The sequence below is a fragment of the Pseudomonas synxantha genome (assembly GCF_900105675.1).
In the GTDB taxonomy this organism is placed as follows: Bacteria; Pseudomonadota; Gammaproteobacteria; order Pseudomonadales; family Pseudomonadaceae; genus Aquipseudomonas; species Aquipseudomonas synxantha.
Genome location: NZ_LT629786.1, coordinates 4,339,309 through 4,356,470 on the forward strand (window position 1 = coordinate 4,339,309; position 17,162 = coordinate 4,356,470).

Annotated in this window: 16 protein-coding genes; 7 read left to right on the forward strand and 9 right to left on the reverse strand. The window is 62.2% G+C overall.

Annotation, left to right across the window (positions count from 1 at the left end; translation table 11 throughout):
- The 7 genes from dacB to BLU48_RS20180 form a co-directional block, all read right to left on the reverse strand.
- A complete protein-coding gene (gene dacB, locus BLU48_RS20150) occupies nt 1-1,458 on the reverse strand; it encodes a D-alanyl-D-alanine carboxypeptidase/D-alanyl-D-alanine endopeptidase (protein WP_057021478.1) in 1,458 nt (485 codons plus the stop codon).
- A gap of 230 nt (nt 1,459-1,688) precedes the next feature.
- The gene (locus BLU48_RS20155; RefSeq protein ID WP_057021479.1) at nt 1,689-4,103 is read right to left on the reverse strand and encodes a TonB-dependent siderophore receptor; all 2,415 of its coding nucleotides are present in this window, start codon (nt 4,101-4,103) and stop codon (nt 1,689-1,691) included.
- A gap of 118 nt (nt 4,104-4,221) precedes the next feature.
- Entirely contained in the window at nt 4,222-4,509 is a 288-nt protein-coding gene (locus tag BLU48_RS20160; RefSeq protein WP_057021480.1) for a GIY-YIG nuclease family protein, read from the reverse strand.
- Nucleotides 4,510-4,545: 36 nt separating this feature from the next.
- Nucleotides 4,546-5,016, reverse strand: a complete 471-nt coding sequence (locus BLU48_RS20165; protein ID WP_057021481.1) for a nuclear transport factor 2 family protein — start codon at nt 5,014-5,016, stop codon at nt 4,546-4,548.
- Nucleotides 5,017-5,117: 101 nt separating this feature from the next.
- On the reverse strand, nt 5,118-5,759 hold the full coding sequence (locus BLU48_RS20170) for a DUF1120 domain-containing protein (protein WP_057021482.1): 642 nt from the start codon (nt 5,757-5,759) through the stop codon (nt 5,118-5,120).
- 226 nt (nt 5,760-5,985) lie between these two features.
- Nucleotides 5,986-6,621 carry a response regulator gene (locus BLU48_RS20175; protein ID WP_057021483.1) on the reverse strand — a complete coding sequence of 212 codons (636 nt, stop codon included), beginning with the start codon at nt 6,619-6,621 and terminating at the stop codon, nt 5,986-5,988.
- A gap of 190 nt (nt 6,622-6,811) precedes the next feature.
- Nucleotides 6,812-7,585, reverse strand: coding sequence for a response regulator (locus BLU48_RS20180; RefSeq protein WP_082636601.1), 774 nt, complete (start codon nt 7,583-7,585; stop codon nt 6,812-6,814).
- 463 nt (nt 7,586-8,048) lie between these two features.
- On the opposite strand from BLU48_RS20180, the gene BLU48_RS20185 reads away from it, so the two are divergent.
- The 7 genes from BLU48_RS20185 (at nt 8,049) to BLU48_RS20215 (ending at nt 15,135) form a co-directional block, all read left to right on the forward strand.
- On the forward strand, nt 8,049-8,669 hold the full coding sequence (locus BLU48_RS20185) for a DUF1120 domain-containing protein (protein WP_057021485.1): 621 nt from the start codon (nt 8,049-8,051) through the stop codon (nt 8,667-8,669).
- Between the two features lie 36 nt (nt 8,670-8,705).
- On the forward strand, nt 8,706-9,326 hold the full coding sequence (locus BLU48_RS20190) for a DUF1120 domain-containing protein (RefSeq protein WP_057021486.1): 621 nt from the start codon (nt 8,706-8,708) through the stop codon (nt 9,324-9,326).
- A 90-nt stretch (nt 9,327-9,416) separates the two neighbouring features.
- Nucleotides 9,417-10,043 carry a DUF1120 domain-containing protein gene (locus tag BLU48_RS20195; protein WP_057021487.1) on the forward strand — a complete coding sequence of 209 codons (627 nt, stop codon included), beginning with the start codon at nt 9,417-9,419 and terminating at the stop codon, nt 10,041-10,043.
- 30 nt (nt 10,044-10,073) lie between these two features.
- A complete protein-coding gene (locus BLU48_RS20200) occupies nt 10,074-10,766 on the forward strand; it encodes a fimbria/pilus chaperone family protein (RefSeq protein WP_057021488.1) in 693 nt (230 codons plus the stop codon).
- Between the two features lie 117 nt (nt 10,767-10,883).
- The gene (locus BLU48_RS20205; protein ID WP_172833427.1) at nt 10,884-13,322 is read left to right on the forward strand and encodes a fimbria/pilus outer membrane usher protein; all 2,439 of its coding nucleotides are present in this window, start codon (nt 10,884-10,886) and stop codon (nt 13,320-13,322) included.
- An 11-nt stretch (nt 13,323-13,333) separates the two neighbouring features.
- Complete coding sequence (locus BLU48_RS20210) at nt 13,334-14,473, forward strand: DUF1120 domain-containing protein (RefSeq protein ID WP_057021489.1); 1,140 nt, start codon at nt 13,334-13,336, stop codon at nt 14,471-14,473.
- Nucleotides 14,474-14,484: 11 nt separating this feature from the next.
- Nucleotides 14,485-15,135, forward strand: a complete 651-nt coding sequence (locus tag BLU48_RS20215; RefSeq protein WP_057021490.1) for a DUF1120 domain-containing protein — start codon at nt 14,485-14,487, stop codon at nt 15,133-15,135.
- Here the strand turns inward: BLU48_RS20215 and BLU48_RS20220 are convergent.
- Together BLU48_RS20220 and BLU48_RS20225 are read right to left on the reverse strand one after the other, a co-directional pair.
- Nucleotides 15,132-16,397: a CynX/NimT family MFS transporter gene (locus BLU48_RS20220; protein WP_057021491.1), complete on the reverse strand. Its 1,266-nt coding sequence runs from the start codon at nt 16,395-16,397 to the stop codon at nt 15,132-15,134. The two genes, BLU48_RS20215 and BLU48_RS20220, sit on opposite strands and share 4 nt — an antisense overlap.
- Nucleotides 16,387-17,046, reverse strand: coding sequence for a FadR/GntR family transcriptional regulator (locus tag BLU48_RS20225; RefSeq protein ID WP_057021492.1), 660 nt, complete (start codon nt 17,044-17,046; stop codon nt 16,387-16,389). The genes BLU48_RS20220 and BLU48_RS20225 overlap by 11 nt, the downstream gene beginning before the upstream one ends.
- Nucleotides 17,047-17,162: the final 116 nt, after the last annotated feature.

Below are 17,162 nucleotides of genomic sequence, written 5' to 3' on the forward strand. Positions count from 1 at the left end.
TCAATCCTCGCTGCGTGACAGGGCCACGGCCACGCGATCCTCCAGCGCCTTGACCTGCGCGCCGGCCACCACATAGTTGTTGGTCAGCATCGAGAACACCAGCTTGCGCCCGTGGGCGTCGGTGACGTAGCCGCTCAATGACGACACGCCGCCCATGGAGCCGGTCTTGGCATGCAGGTTGTTTTGCGCTGGGGTGGTGCGCAGGCGATAACCCAGGCTGCCGCCGGTCATGCGGTCAGTGTTGCCAGCAATCGGCAGCGCGTTGTACCAGGCGTTGAACCACGGCTGTTTACTCGCGGCCAGCAGCAGGTCGGTGAGGGTTTGCGCCGACACCAGGTTGCGCCGCGACAGGCCGGAACCGTCAACTTGATTGAGGCTGCTTGTGTCCACCCCCTGGCGCTTCAAGAACCCGGCCACCGCCACCACGCCCGCCGCCGCCGTGCCGCTGTTGGCGGTCTGGCGGCCCATGGCCTTGAGCAAGGCTTCGGACATGTTGTTGTTCGAGAGCTTGAGCAGCGGCACGATCAGCTCCTGCAATGGCGCCGATTGGTGCTCGGCCAGCACTGTCACTGCTGCCGGACTTGCCGCGCCCATCACTCGGCGCCCTAATACTTTAATCCCCTGCTGCGCCAGCGCCTGCTCAAACAGATTGGCCACCAGTTGCGTCGGCTCCCAGACACTGATCAGTTGCTGGCTCTGTCGCCCCGGAGCCACCGCGCCACTGAGCTGCAGCAGGTTGGTGCCATGGCGGCGGTTGATTCCATAGGTGTTGCCCGGCCCACTCACGGCGCGATTGCTCAGTTGCAGGTAATCGGTGGGCGGGAAGATATCGACACTCACCGGCGAGCCAGCCCGCAACGGCGCCTTGGCGGTGACCAGTACGCTGCCGGCATCGAAATCTGCATTGGGTGCCACGGTCAGCGCCGAAATCTGCGCGCCGTAGTAGGTGGTTTCATCATCATGGGACCAGTCGACGCCCAGCCGCTCGGCATCGAACCAGGTGTCATCGAACACCAGGTCACCCTGAACCTGGCGCACACCCTGGCTGGCCAACTGCGCGGCGAGGGCCTGGTAGTCGGCGAACTGGATGCTCGGGTCGCCGAGGCCACGCAGGTACAGGTTGCCAGTCAGACGGTCGCCCTGGCGTATGCCATCACTGACTAACTGAGTAGAGAAACGGTACTGCGGCCCCAACACATCCATCGCCGCCGCGGTGGTCAGCAGCTTGAGGTTGGAAGCGGGCACCAAGCGGGTGCGCGGGTTGTGCTGGTAGAGCGTGGTGCCAGTGCGGGCATCGCGCACCATCAGCGACACCGTGGCGCCGTGCAGCGCAGGGTCGGTTAACAGTTTGTCCAGGGTGGCAGGCGTGGACGTCTGCGAAACGCTGGCGCAGCCGCCCAGCAACAAGCTCAAGCCGACCAGCAGGGCGCTGGTGTGAAACCATTTTGCAAAATGCATCAGTCGCGTTTTCCATAAGCATCGAATGCCCGCAACGCTAACAGCTCAGGTGTCAATGTGGGAGGGGGCTTGCCCCCGATAGCGGTGTGTCAAGCAACATTAGTGTTTGCTGACACACCGTCATCGGGGGCAAGCCCCCTCCCACATTTGATCTTCGCTGCTTTAAGCATTTCGTTCGCTTAACTGACTGGCATCAGGGCAAGCCTCCTCCCACACAAAGCGAACTGCAGTCAGAAGGTCAGGGTGCTGGACACTGACACCTGCCGCGCATCGCCTATGGACACAAACTGCGTATTCACCGACGAGGTGTAGTAAGTGCGGTCGAACAGGTTCTTCACGTTGAGCTGGAACTTGACCTTCTGCCCCTCAAGCCTGGTGTCATAGCTTGCGAACACATCGGCCACGGTGTAGCTCGGCAGTTCGAAGCTATTGGCCGCGTCCCCGGCGCGCTTGCCCACATAACGTGCACCAGCGCCGACCCGCAATTGATCGCCACCCAGGATGCTGCCGAAGTCATACACCGCCGACAGCGAGCCGGTGTTTTTCGCCACGTTCTGCAGGCGGTTGCCTTTGAGCGTCGGGTCTTCGGTGACCTCGGCATCGGTGTAGGCATAGCTGCCGATAAGGCTCCAGTTGTCGGTCAACTGGCCGCTGGCATCCAGCTCCAGGCCACGGGAGCGTACCTTGCCCGCCACGCTGTAGACCGACGTCAAGCCTTCACCCACCTGCACCAGCACATTGCGCTTGTCGATCGTGAACAGCGCCGCGCTCGCAGTGATACGTCCCGGCATATCGAACTTGGTGCCCAGCTCCCAGGCCTTGGACTCTTCCGGCTGCAGGCTGCCGTCCAGCATGGTTTTATTCGCCAGTGGCGCGATGGTGGAGTTGGGCTTGAACGACTCGGTATAGCTGCCGTAGAACGACAGCTCATCGGTGTAGCGATACACCAGGCCGGCACGCGGCACCCACTTCTGCCCGTTGCCATCAGTGTTGGCAGTGAACGGCACGCCCTTGCCGGCGTATTGGTCGTACATCTGGTAGCGCGCACCGCCGACCAGGATCCACTGGTCATTGAGGTGGATGGCATCCTGAAAGAACAGCGAGTCGCTGCGCAGCAGGTCGGTCTGGTTGCTGTCGGGGGCGCTGACCCTGGAACCCGCCACTTCGTTGCCATACACGGGGTTGTTGTAGTCGAACGTGCCACGCGGCGCCTGGCGGATCAGGTCGGCACGGTAGATCTTGCGGTACTCGTCGTCCAGGCCGAACACCAAGTCATGTTGCATGCCGGCCACGTTGACCTTGCCTTCGAGGCTGGCGGTGGCAAAGCGGTCAGTGGTCAACGCGCCCTGGGTGCCATCCATGCTGCGGGTCAGGGTGCCGTTGGTGTTGACCTTGACCACGCGCACCTGGCTGGCATCGTAGGTCTCGCGGTTCCAGCTGTAGCCAAAGTGGGCCTTCCAGTCGTCGTTCAGATCGTGATCGACGGTGAGGCGGTATAAATCCGAGCGGCCTTCCATATTGTTGAATGGCTCATCCAGGCGACGGGTGGCGGGGATGTTCAACGGGTGGTTGGTCTTGGGGTCGATGGCGGTGCCACGGTCGAACGGCGCGAGAAATTCGCGGTGCTCATAGGCCACTGCCACTTGGGTGGTGTCGCCATACCAAGCCAGGGACGGCGCCACCAGCGTCTCACGGTGGGTGCCGTAGTTACGCCAATAGTCTTCATCTTCATGATCGACGATCAGCCGATAGGCCAGGCCGCTGTCACCGAGCGGGCCGGTGGTGTCCAGGTTGCCACCGCTGCCGTTCTTGCCGCTGCCGAAGCTCGAGCCACGGGCGGTCAGGGAAGTGGACTGCACCAGCTCGGGCTTCTTGCTGACGATATTGACCACGCCACCCGGGTCCTGGATGCCATACAACAAAGACGACGGGCCCTTGAGCACTTCGACACGCTCGGCGGTCGCGTTCATGGCCCGGCCCTGCACCACCGGCATGCCGTCCTTCATGATCGAGCCATTACGGTTGTCGCCAAAACCGCGCAACATCACCGCGTCCTGGGTGCTGCCGAGGGTGTTGGACTGGGTGATGCCGCTGACATTGCCCAGGGCGTCATCCAGGTTGCGCGGCTGTTGGTCGCGGAGCACCTGGGCCGGCACCACGTTGACGGTTTGCGGGGTTTCCAGCAAAAGGCCACGGGAGCGCATCACCGAGCTGGTGATCGGCGGCTGATAGCTGGTGCTGTCCTGGGTCGGGTTGGCTGCGCTGATGGTGGTGGCGCCGAGGCTCACCGCTGCGTCGGTAGGCACCGGCTCCAGGGCCAGGGTGCGGGCGTCGATCTGGCGGAAGGTAAAACCTGAATGGCTCAGCAGGTGTTGCAGGGCCTGGGTCGCACTCATCTGCCCGCTGACCTCCGGGGCATTGAGGCCATAGGGCGCGTCATCGGTGTAGATCACGCTCAGGCCCGTGACCCGGCTGAAATCGCTCAGGGCCTGGGGCAACGGTTTGGCGGCCAGGGCAAACTTGAACTGAGCGCTTTGCTGCTCCTGCGCCTGGGCGATGCCAAGCGGCAGCAATGCCAACCCCGACACCGCTAATACCGAGGCTCCCAGCCACTGTTTTACCCAACCGCTTGCCGTTGCCTTCATGCTGTGAGAACCCGTGTAGAAAACGCTGTTAATGCGAATAGATCGCAGTTTCATGCACTACACGGATGGGTCGCGGGTTTACCTCACCTGAATCAGAAAATATTTTCTCGGATGCTCCCTAGTCGCCCCTGTCAATCAATGAGCCGCTCGCCGCCAGGCACTCCTTGGCGCTCTTCTTCAGCTTCTTGATCAGCCGCTCCTGGCGCAACGCCTCCCCTTTGCTTGCACACTGCTCGGTATAAACCAGCGCAACAGCGGGGCTGGACAAGAAAAACCGCGCGCCCTTGCCGCTTTGATGGGAGGCAAAGCGGCGCACCGGATCATTGCTGATGCCGCAATACAGCGAGCCATTGGCGGCGCGCACCAGGTAGACAAACCAGGGTTTGGATTCAGAAGGATCAGTCACAAGTCGTTTCGGCAAACCGCAGGGAGGCCAATCTTATCAACGACCGGCCTGGAATGCCTTCAAGCCTTTGCGTGCCTGGGCACGCACGGCGTTTTTCAGCGCTGGCGACCAGCCGAGCAACAGGCCCTTGAGGCCCAACGCCTGGCGCGACCAACGCCACAGGTCGAAGTGGTCATGGTGTTCGCAGATCTTGCCGTCGCGAAACACAAACCTGGCGCCGATATCGTTGACCACGGTATTGCCGGTGGCGCTGAACAGGTACGTCGCCACCCAGTGCGCGCTGCCGGTGGTTGCATCACTGCGCACCTGGTCGAACGTCAGGGAAAAGTCCTTGGCGCGGGTGGTGAGCATGCGCCACATGTCGCCGGCATCGCGCCCGCGCAATTCACCGAAGGCCGGGTCGCTGAATATCACGTCATCGGTGTAGCAGGCGGCCATGGCTTCGGCGTCCAGGCGTTGGAAGGCCTGGTAGAACTGGGTGATCAGGGCGTTATGGGCATCACTCATGGGCAGGTTTCGCACGTGGTTCAGGAAGGACTGAACGATAGTCCGCACCGCATGGGAAAGCCATGGCTATTCACCGCGTCGATGAGTGATGCCCGACCGTATCAGAGGTAGACCACATCCAGTGTGGCGCTGCCGTCTATCTGGATCTCTTCGGTAATCGGCAGATTCCGCTTGTTGGTCAGCGTCGTGGCCACTTCCAGCACCCCCTTGAAGGTGGTCATCGCCAGCGGTGTCGGAGTGGGGTTGCCAGGGTCCTTGATGCTGCGTAGAAAGCCCGGCTGCCAAGCCGTACTGCCGGAGGCCTCGAGCCACATGTTGCCATTGGCCGACTCAATCGGGGTACCCGGTACGTCATCGGCGCTCACCTCAGCCATGTTGAGGACGTACCAGCCGATTTTTGTATTGTCACTGGCCAGGCCAAGTCCGAACACTGCCGTCGATCCATTGTTCCCACTCGAGGTACCGGGGCGATTATCGGTACTCTTGATTGCGATCAGCGTCGGCGCATCGCAGGTCACCGACACCTGCAAAGAGGAATCGGGAAGTTTGGTCTCAAGGTAGGGATGCAGGTCCTGGGCCGAGATCTTGCCGTGGTCGACCATGCCGCCATTGGACAAGAGGGGCGTACAGGCTGCCGGTGTGATCTTGCCGACCACACTGAGATCCACACTGGACGCAGCCATTACATTGGAAACACCCGCCCACAACAAGGCGGCGGTCATAAGTGCACGAGACGGTTGCATATCAATGCTCACTTTCGGCCGATTATCAACGGATCGAACAACGCACTCCGGCGTTTTGCCAACCTGCAGTTCGGCTCAACTAATTAGACTAGGAATGTCAGCCCATCGCTATAACGACGAAAAGACCATGACAACTTAGAGCAGGCCGCCTTCAAGTTGAATACAACTAATACGAATCCAAACTCACACACTAGTTAATTAACCACTGTCACAAAACTGCAACTTTCTAAGGCACCATGCCTGCGGCACGCGCATAAGCGAACAAGTCCACATCCGTGGATATACACAACCGGTGCATGGCGGTGCTTTTTTGTTTGCTGATGGTGGAAATACTGCGATTGACCCGCGCCGCAATCTGGCTGACGGTCATGCCGCTGGCGAGCATGCGCACCACCTCGCGCTCCTTGCCGGACAGCTGCGGCTGTTGCGATTGATCACCCGGCCCCGCCTCCACCAACTGCTCGCGCAGGGACTCGCTGGCGAAGTTCTGGCCGGCGCTCACCGCCTTGATCGCCTGGGGCAGTTCCTTGGCCGAGGCGCTCTTGGCAACGATGGCGCGTGCGCCATGGGCAAATGAGGCACGCAAGGTGGCCACGTTGGCGAACATGGTTACCAGAATCACCGGCAGCGCCGGGTACTGGCGATTCAACAGGCTCAGCAGGCCGTAACCATCGGCCTGCTGGCCCCCAGGCATGGCGAAGTCAGTGACGAGCACATCGCAAGGCACCTTGGCCAATAAGTTGAGCAACTCATCGGGACCGTTGGCCTCACCAACCACCTTGCACTTGCCGCCCGCCTCAATCACCACTCTCTGCCCAATACGTACGATGGGATGATCGTCAGCAATAATTACACGAAGCATAGATACCCACGAATGATGGCAAATTGAATGCACGCAAAATAACCTTGCTGACGATTGGTAACAACCGGTAACAGCAAGTGAGGTTCAGCCGCACCCCATGTTTTGAAGGGGGTAGTTTTGAACTTACAGAACAAAAGGAAAATTCTTACACTCCAAAGTCACGACAAAACCGTTCAACTTCGACAAATCGTCACAATGCACGCAAGTAGTCGAGATAAGCCGCCAGATCGCGCTGGAAAACTTCCAACTTCTGCAGGTTGAATGCCACGCCATGGGCACGTACCTCGCTGATCAAGACGCTGCCCCTGGACTCCAGCCCCGCGCTTCCCAAAAAGGCCAGGCTGCCCACGAGGCGATGCAAGCGCTCGGCGGTCAATCCGGCATCCAGGCTAGTAAGCGCGTGCGTCAGTGCCTGGGTGTCCTGCTGCGCTTCCATGAGCAGGCTGCGTAGCATCTGATCCACGATCTGCGGGCTGCCAAACAGCTCGACCAGGCTGGCGCGAGTCGGCCAACCCGGCGCAGAAGCGCCCGGCGACCGGCTCGAAAGCGCTGCCGGTTCGCCGGGCAGCCAGCGCATAAGCATGTCACGCAACGGTTCAAGGGCCAGCGGTTTGAGCAACCAGGCATCCATGCCGGCGTCGCGGCAGCGTTGCGGGTCGTCGTGCACCAGGTTACCGGTCAGCGCGATGATCGGCACTCGCTCACCCCCCAGGTCCTGCTCGCGCTGGCGTATGGCACGCGCCAGGCTATACCCATCCATGACCGGCATCTGGCAGTCGCTGATCACCAGGTCAAAACGCCGGCACGCCATGGCCGCCATGGCACTGCTGCCATTTTCGACCAATTGGTGGCTCAGCCCGAGCTTGTCCAGCTGCCAGCCCATCATCGCCCGGTAGGCGCAATGATCCTCCACCACTAACACACAATGATGCCGCCAATGTGCCGGCGTCGTGGCCTGGCGCATCAGTTGTTCTGCGAAGCGACATCGCTCGAAAGCACGCCCGCCTACCTCATCAGGTGCTTCTTTGCAGTACTACTGGGGTTCGGGCAGCACTGACGTAACAGTCAGGAACAACCATTCAAGGCACTGCATGGCGCAGCCCTTAAAGCCATTCAAATAACTGTAATCGCACAATCAAAATATCCTTTCAGATGCATAACTGACGATACAACAACTACGAAAAACAACTTTCTCGCTTAAATAGCCTCACCACCGCGTCGCTCTACTCGCCTGCGGGCCAATGTCGTAAAAGTTGTATATCCGCGTATAGCGGCGATCACTAGATTGTGTGCACCCCGCCAGAGGGTAACGATCCGCCACATTTATCAGGGCGGTTATAACCCAGACCTGACAGCACTTGCCTTGCTGTCGTGGGTCGCCATGGGTCTGTTTTCACCTGCTGGCCACACACCGGAACAACACATCTATGAACAAGCATTTGGTTGCCTTTGGCAGCATCCTGTTGATCACCTGTACGCCATTCGTCTTTGCGGCCAGTTCCCAGGACCTCACCGTCAGGGGCGTGATTACTCCCAGCGCCTGCGACACCCAGATTACCGGCGGTGGCGTGGTCGATTTCGGAAAAATGTCGGCCAAGGAGCTCAATGCCGAGCAATACACACCACTGCCCAGGCAAACCGTGCAATTGAGCGTGAGCTGCGAAGGGCCAACGCTGTTCACCTTGAACACCATCGACAACCGGCCCGGCTCCAGCGCCAATCACCCGCACTGGCATGGCCTGGGCATGACCCCGGAAGGCGAGAAGATCGGCGGCGCCGGCTTCAACCTGCATAACCCGCTGGCCGACAACCTGCCCGCCCAGACCATCAACTCAAGCGATGGTGGCACAACCTGGCAACTGGGCACCCAGCTCAACCCCACCGTATTGACGGCAGTGGCGATCAACAACGTGCCAGTGCCGGTAGCGGTGCGCCAGTTCCACGCCAACCTCAGGCTCAACACCCACATCGCGCCCAGCGACAACCTGACGCTGCTCGACGAAGTGCCGGTGGACGGCCACGCCACCGTACAACTCATGTACCTGTAACTGCCGTACACAGCCCCTATCCAAGGAACACGTCCCATGAAAACACTACTTGGCGCATTGACCGGCGCAACGCTGCTGTTCGCCACCACGACCACTTTCGCTGCCTCGACCGTGGACCTGACGGTCAAGGGCCTGATCGTTCCCAGCGCCTGCACGCCGAGCCTGTCCAGTGGTGGGGTGATCGACCATGGCAAGATTTCCGCCAAGGACCTTGACCCCGACAAACCCACCATCATCGGCAACCACACCCTGACAATGTCGGTGGCATGCGAGGGCAAGACCCTTATCGCGCTGCAATCGGAAGACAACCGCAGGGGGTCCTCGATCAGCACCAGCGACTACGGTCTTGGCCTGATCAATGGCACGCAGAAACTCGGCCACTACGTCCTCAGGATCGCCAACCCGATCGCCGACTCCGTTGAAGTACAGTCCATCGCATCTCTCAACGGCCAGGACAATTGGTACCTTGAAAAATTCTGGGACCCTACCCTGTATATGTCCATGGCTGACATGAGTGATACCACCCAGCCAGTGCCGGTACAGGAATTGCTGCTGGACCTGGAGGTGCAAACTCTCATCAACCGCACCGATGGCCTGGACCTGAGCAATGAAGTACAGATCGACGGTTCCGCCACCCTCACCGTGATGTATCTCTAACCCGCTGGACGCCCATGCCTGCCTGGAAATCGGCGGTCATGGGCCATTTTTCGTATCGGCCACCCTCATTCGAACCAGTGACCTGCACCGATGAACATGCGCCCTTGCCTTTTTGCTGTCGTACTCGCACTGACACTGACCGCCCAGGCGCTCGCGGCCTCTTTTGTCGACCTCACGGTGACCGGCCGGCTGACCCCTGACGCCTGTAATGTGGAACTGTCCGACAACGGCTCCGTCGATCACGGCCGCATTCCCGCCCACACCCTCAGCAGCGACGAATTCACCGTGCTGCCGGCCCAGTTGCTGGAACTGACGGTGCTCTGCAACCGGCCGATGCTGTTTGCCCTGGTGGGCATCGACAATCGTGCGGATTCATCATTGGCGCCGGACTACTTCTACGGCCTGGGCAGAAATGTCCACGCCCCGCAGGAACGCCTCGGCTCCGTGGCACTGTCCTTTCGCAACCCGGTGGGCGACGCGCAGAGCCTGCAGGTATTGGCCTCCTACGACAGCGGCGGAACCTGGGCGGCAGAGCCCAACGCCTATCCCAGGTCCTACATGGGGTTTGCCTTACCCGGCGACCGTCAACCGGACTTCATCCGCCAGCTGAGCGCCCAACTGCGGGTCGACACCTCAATCAACTTTTCGCAATACCTGACCCTGGACCAGGAAGTGCCCCTCGATGGTTCCATCGTCCTGGACTTGCGCTACCTCTGACTCCACCTTTTTCCCAATGGAAACTCCGTCATGACGTCGACACGCTGCACACTCGCGACCCTGGCCTTACTGTTGAGCCTCCACGCCCAGGCTGACGGCATGGTGCCCGACACGTCCGTGGTGATCATTCACGAAGCCGACGGCGAAGCGGCGGTCTCGGTCACCAACACCGACAGCAGCCTGGCCTTGCTGCACGTGACCTTGCAAGACATCCCTGAAGACACCGAGCCCCTTTTGGTGGTAACGCCACCGCTGTCCCGAGTGGAAAGCGGCAAATCGCAACTGGTGCGCTTCATCTTGCAAAACCAGGCGCCGCTGAGCACCCAGCGCCTAAAACGCGCAATTTTCGAAGGCATGCCCCAGGGTCGTGCAGCCACCGAAGCCGGACACGCCCGGGTCGGCGTGACCGTGCGCCAGAACCTGCCGGTGATCGTGCATCCCAAGGGCCTGGCGATCAACCGTACACCCTGGACCGGCCTGACCTGGACCCTGCGCAACGGCACATTGCAGGTGCGTAACGATACGCCGTATGTGGTGCGCCTGGCCCAGGAGCTACGCCTGCTGCCCGGTGATGGTCAGGCGACCCTGCCGCGCACCTATGTGCTGCCCGGCCAAACCCTGAGCGTGCCGGCCACCGGCGGGCCCGCTACCCAGGTGCGGTTGCAGCCGGCCACGGTGTATGGCTTTGCCGTGGCCGCCTACGACGCGCCCATCTCCCTTTGAAATCAACAGGCGCCAGGCTGGCGCCTGCATAACGAGTGACGGCTCATCGACCGTTACCAGGACGCTGCCAACGTAGCCAGGGCCGGCATCGGGCGTCCACCAGATTGAGTGCCTTTCGTGAAAACAGTCTTGAGTTACCGTGACGGCGAAGCCGTGCCCGCTGCATCTGCCCGTCCACCGTTGGCGACCCTGGTATTGCTGTGCGCGCTGGTGCCGGCCAAGGCGTGGTCCGAGGCTGCGCCACGGCCGGGCTTCGACGCCCAGACCCTGCACCAGCGCGGCATCGACCCACAGCTGGCGAGCCTGCTGTTGGACGCGCCGCGCTTCACCGCCGGCCGGCATACGATCACCCTGCGGGTCAATGGCCAGCGTCGTGGCCGCCTGGAGGTGGCTTTCGATCAACAGGGCCGGCTGTGTTTCGATCGCGCCCTGCTGGAGGCTGCCCACCTGTTGACGCCCAACGACAGCGGCCCGTGCCACGACTTTCTCGGGCAGTACCCGCAAAGCCTGGTGGAGCCGGATCCGGCCACGCTTTCAGTGGCGCTGGTAGTGCCCACCGATGCCTTGCGCCCGGTGCCTCAGGATGTTTCGGGGTATGAAACCGGTGGTTTCGCTGGCCTGCTCAACTATGACCTCAGTGGTTTCTACAATCGTTATGGCGATGACGCCAGCCGGTTCGGCTCGGCCAACACCGAAGTCGGATTCAATGCCGGCGACTGGATCGTGCGCAGTCGCCAGGTACAGACCTGGCAGGACGGCCTGTCGCGCAGCACCCATCTGGAAGCCTATGCCCAGCGCACCTTCGCCAACCACCAGGCGGTGCTGCAGGCCGGGCAGATCAACCTCTATAACCCGGTGCTGGCTGGCGCGCAGATCAACGGGGTGCAGGTGCTCACCGAACAAGCCCTGCAGGAGCAAGGCCAAGGCGCGGTGATCGAAGGGATCGCCAACAGCCCGGCGCAAGTCGAGGTACGTCAGAACGGCGCGCTGATCCACTCCACGGTGGTGCCCGCCGGGCCGTTTGCCCTGAGCGATGTGCGCCGCCTCAACACCCGCTCGGATGTGGAAGTCACGGTCAAGGAAAGCATCGGCGGTGAACGCCGTTTCACCGTGCCGGCGGCAATGCTGGGCCTCGGTTTGCCAGCGCCGGGCTATTCCCTGGCGGCAGGCCGCGTACGCAATATCGGCGACGCTCAGGGCACCGATCCCTGGGTGGTCAGCGCCGGCTGGACCGGCCCCGTGCACCCGCAACTGAGCGTCGGCGGCGGCATGACGGTGGCCGACGACTACCGTGCCGGCGGCGTCAGCCTGAGCTGGCTACCGTGGCTGGACAGCCAAGTGCAACTGACCAGCCAGGTGTCGAATAGCAGCGGCTGGGAACAGGCCTCTGGTGTGCAAACCGACCTGTCCTGGTCACAACGCCTGAATGAGCGATGGTCATTCAGTGCCGCCAATTCCTGGCGCAGCCCCGGCTATCGCGAGCTGGAAGAAAGCACTTACCGCCAGGTCACCAACGAGCACAGCCGTTCGCGTTACCGCGACCAGCAAAGCGCCACCCTGGGCTGGTCCCATCCCTGGCTCGGCGCCTTCAGTGCCGGGGTGTCCCGCTCAGCCAGCTTCGACGGCCGCAGTAGCAGCCGCGCCCTGGCGTCCTGGGGCACCAGCGTCAGAGGCGTATCGCTGTCTGCCAGCGCCGAATGGCAGATGGGCGGGCAGGATCAACAGGACAATGCCGTGTACCTGAATATCAGCCTGCCTCTGGGCGAGAATCGCCGGATGCGCGCCTGGGTGCGCAATTCCGGCGGCGAACATCGCACCGGCGTAGGCATGAACGACCAGCTCGACGATCAGTTGAGCTATCGCGTCAGCGCCGAGCATGACACTCGCGACAACCAGGTGGAAACCACCCTGGGCGTCTCTGCCCTGCCGCGCTACACCCAGCTCGACTTGAGCTACAGCCGCTCCGATGCAGAGCGTTCCAGCTACCAGGGCGGCGCACGCGGCGGCGTGGTGCTGCATGGCGATGGCGTGACGTTTTCACCCTACCCGGTGCGCGACACCTTCGCCTTGCTCTCAGTGGGCGAGATGAGCGGGATCAAGGTCAACACTCCCAGCGGGCCAGTATGGACCGACTGGCAAGGCCAGGCGGTTGTGCCCCAGGTGAGCGCCTATGGACGTAGCCCAGTGGAAGTCCAGACCCGTTCGCTGCCGCGCAACGCCGATATCACCAACGGCCTGGCGGTGATTGCCGCAGGTCGCGGCGCGGTGGACCGGGTTGAGTTCGGCGTGGGCCTGACGCGCCGCGCCTTGCTCACCGTCAGCACCGACGAGGGTGCGCCCTTGCCAAGGGGCGCCTCGGTCAGCACCGCAGCAGGCGAGTTCGTCACCCTGGTGCAGGATTCCAGCCAAGTGTTCCTGCCCAACGTGCTGGAGCAGCCGACGCTGTGGGTCACCTTGCCGGGCGGCAGCCGCTGCGTGCTGCGCTTCGAATTGCCGAACAAAGCCGACCCCACGGTGTATTTCGAAACCGCGCCCGCCCGTTGCCAAACGCCTTGAGGATAACCGCCATGCTCCGAATGACTTTCCTGCGCCCCATCACCCTGTGGCTACTGCTCGGTTTGACTGGCAACGCCCTGGCGGTGGATGAATGCCAGCTCACGCTCAGCGAATCGCTGCTGGATTTCGGCTTGATGAGCCGCATCGCTCAGAACGACAGTGCGCCACAACGCCTGCTCGGGGAACGACGCCTGAGCCTGACCTTCAACTGCCCCCAACCCCAAGACCTGAGCCTGTTCTATCGCGCCCTGGCCGCCGATGCGCAGCAACTGCGCTTTACCGAGCACGGGCACTACCAGATTGAAGCCAGCAACGCCGTGGTCGATGGCAAGGCGGTGGAACTGGGCTTGCTCGCCGCCCCTGGGCAACCAGCGCTGAGCAACGCCAGCGTGCAAGACTGGCGTGCCGGCCACGGCATCGCACCGACCTTGCAGGGCAGCGTGGGCAACGGCAGCAACCTGTCCCTGCAACTGACGTTGCGCGTCTGGGCCGACAGTGCCGCCACCCGGGTGCGAGACGCCACCACCTGGGAAGTGTCCGGAACGTTTTATTCGCCGCTACAGGGGCGCTACCGCGAACTGACCTTACGTGCGCATTTTGCCCCGGCCGCCTGCCAGCCTTCGTTGTCCGACCATGGCGTGGTGGACTACGGCGTCCTGCCGGCCAAAAGCCTGAACGCCACCACCGAAACCCCGATGCCCCTGAGGACCCTGGGCTTTGCCGTCAGTTGCGATGCGCCGACCCCGTTCGCCCTGCGCATGCACGATAACCGCGAAGGCTCGGCCACCGGTGGTATCGATGAGACCGCCTACGGCCTGGACCTGGATGCCAGCCGCAACAAAATCGGCGTGTATTTCGTCACGGTCGACCCGGCGGAATTCACCGCCGATGCCTTCACGTCGCTGTATCGAACCGACTCCACCAGCAACGGCGTGGCCTGGAGCAGCTCCAGCCAGCGCCAGATCCCCATGGCCGCCAACAGCATCATGGGTTTCACCGACAGGCTCGGCACCACCACAGGGCCGGTGGCTATCCAGAACCTGAGCGGCACCGTGCGCATCAAGACCTACCTGGCCCCCACGCAATCGCTGGACCTGCGCGAAGTGGTGCGTATCAACGGCTCCGGCACTATCGAAATCATCTATTTGTAAGGAGTCGCCTGATGAACATCCACCGCACTGCACTGCCCGCCTTGTTGCTTGCGCTGAGCGCCGCGCCGACCCAAGCCGCCTCCAGCATCGACCTGAGTGTCCTGGGCCGTATCATCCCCACGGCTTGCACGCCACTGTTGTCCGCAGGCGGAGTAATCGACTACGGCAAGATTTCCCACCAGGACCTGAACCTCGAGCAAGGCACGCGCCTGCCCGTCAAGACCCTGCAGATCAGCATCGATTGCAATGCGCCCAGTCGCTATGCCCTGCGCATGCGCGACAACCGCGACGGCTCGGCCACGGTCAACAGTGAGATTTACTACGGGCTGGGTTTCGACCGCAGCGGCAACCGAATCGGCCTTTACTCCATGAGCTTTGACCCACGGCAAACCCAGGCGGACAACAGCGCGTCGATCTACGGCACCGAGTCGACCACCGGCGGCGTGGCCTGGCGCACCGCCAACCTCAACCCTATCGACATAGGCGCCAACAGCTACCTGGGCTTTACCGACATCGAAGGCAGCGTCGCTGGCCCCTCGGCGATTGGCACGCTGACCGGCACCGTGAGTATCCACACCGTGATCAGCGCCCGGCGCAACCTCGACCTGAGCGTCGACACGCCCCTGGATGGCTCCGCCACGCTGGAAGTGGTTTACCTCTAGACCTTCTCGCTGGTGACTTGCACATAGCGCGCCCGCCCGGCACCCAGGCCCGCCACGATCGCGCCCAGGCCGATCACTGCGAAGATCCAGCCGGTAGCGTCCCAGCCACCGGTCCAGTCATGCACCGGGCCGACAGCGAACGGGCCCATGGAGGCCAGGGTGTAGCCGAAGCCCTGGGCCATGCTCGACAGGTTGGCGGCGACGTGGGAATCGCGCGAGCGCAGCACGATCAAGGTCAGCGCCAGGCTGAAGGTGCCGCCCTGCCCCAGGCCAAGCAGAATCGCCCAGCCCCACAGGCCATCCAAGGGCGCATAGAGACAACCAAACAGGCCGCCGAGGGTCAGCAGCATCACCACCACAATGGCCAGGCGCTGGTCTTGGCCACGGGTGGCCAACCAGGGCGCGGCGAGCGAACTGAACAATTGCACAATGATCGAGCCGGACAGCGCCAACCCGGCCTCAGTAGCACTCAAGCCGCGCCCGATCAGGATCGACGGCAGCCAGCCAAACACGATGTAGGCCAGGGAAGATTGCAGGCCCATGTACAAGGTGACCTGCCAGGCCAGCGGGTCGCGCAGCAAACCTCTTACGCGATAGGCAACCTGATGGGCACCGTGTTTCGGCCCAACCTGGGGCAACCAGAACAACGCCGCCAGCAGCGCCGGCAGAATCCAGAACCCCAGGCCGATGTTCCAGCTGCCGCCGTAGTAATGACTCAACGGCACCGTAGCCCCCGCCGCCAGTGCGGCGCCCAGGCACAGGGCCATGGTGTACACGCCAGTCATGGTGCCGGCGTGCCTGGCAAAGTCACGCTTGACGATGCCCGGCAACAACACGCCGATGATGCCGATACTCGCACCGGCGATCAGGCTGCCGGCAAACAGGCCAACCTCACCCAAGGAGCTGCGCAGAATGATGCCGGCGGCCAGCGTCAGCAAAATTCCCAGCACCACCCGCTCAGCACCAAAGCGCCGCGCCAGCACCGGCGCCAGCGGTGCGAACAGGCCCAGGCACAGCACCGGCAACGTGGTCAGCAACCCGGCCTTGGCCGCCGACAACCCCAGGCTCGCGGACACCTCGCTGAGCAGCGGCGCCATGCTCGACAGCGCCGGGCGCAGGTTCAGCGCCACCAGAATCAGCCCCAGCAGCAACAGCCATGGGCGGGCGACGAGCGGCGACGTGTGTTGCACCACCTCGTCATCGGCTTCGGCGTCGATCAACAGTTCTTCAAGTTCAGTCTTGCGTTGGGTTTCAGGGTTCATTGATCAACTGCCGGCAGAGGGATTTGGCGCGTTCGGGGTCTTGGTGTTCCACCGCGTCGAGCAAGGCGCTGTGCAGGTCGAGCACGGGCTGACGACGTGGTGAGATGTTCAAGGTCTGGCGCAACTGCGCGCCGACGATGGCGGAAAAGTAGTGGTACAGCTCGCTCAACGCCGGGTTATGTGCGGCGTCTACCAGCCGACGGTGGAACACCAGATCAGCGTTGATGTAAGCCTCCAGGTCACCGTGATACAACTTGGCACTGGCCTGGAGCGCCTGGCGCAACGCGTCTAGGTCTTCATCGGTGCGACGCACTGCGGCGAGGCCGATAGCCTCCACCTCCAGGATCTGCCGCGTCTCCTGCGCCTGCTCCAGGGAGCAATGGGACAGCGCACGCATTGTGCCCAGCGGGTCGGTCATCGAGCGCAAATAGCTGCCGTCACCCTGGCGGATTTCGATCAAGCCAGAGAATGCCAATACACGCATGGCCTCGCGCACGGTATTGCGGCTGATGCCCAGCTCGGCAGACAGCTCCGGCTCGGTAGGCAGGCGTTCGCCGATGGCCCACACGCCTTGGGCAATGCGCAGGCGCAACTGCTCCAGGGCCTGGTCGACCAGGGAGCGTTTGATCAGTGGGGCGATGTCTGTCATGGGGTTTGCGCTTTCGTCCAATCATAGGATGAATTTTCCTACAGGCTATTAGGAGTTGCCTACAAAGGCAACGCACTAGGGTTCTTAGGCAGCAAAAGGAGCAGTATTTTCGATTG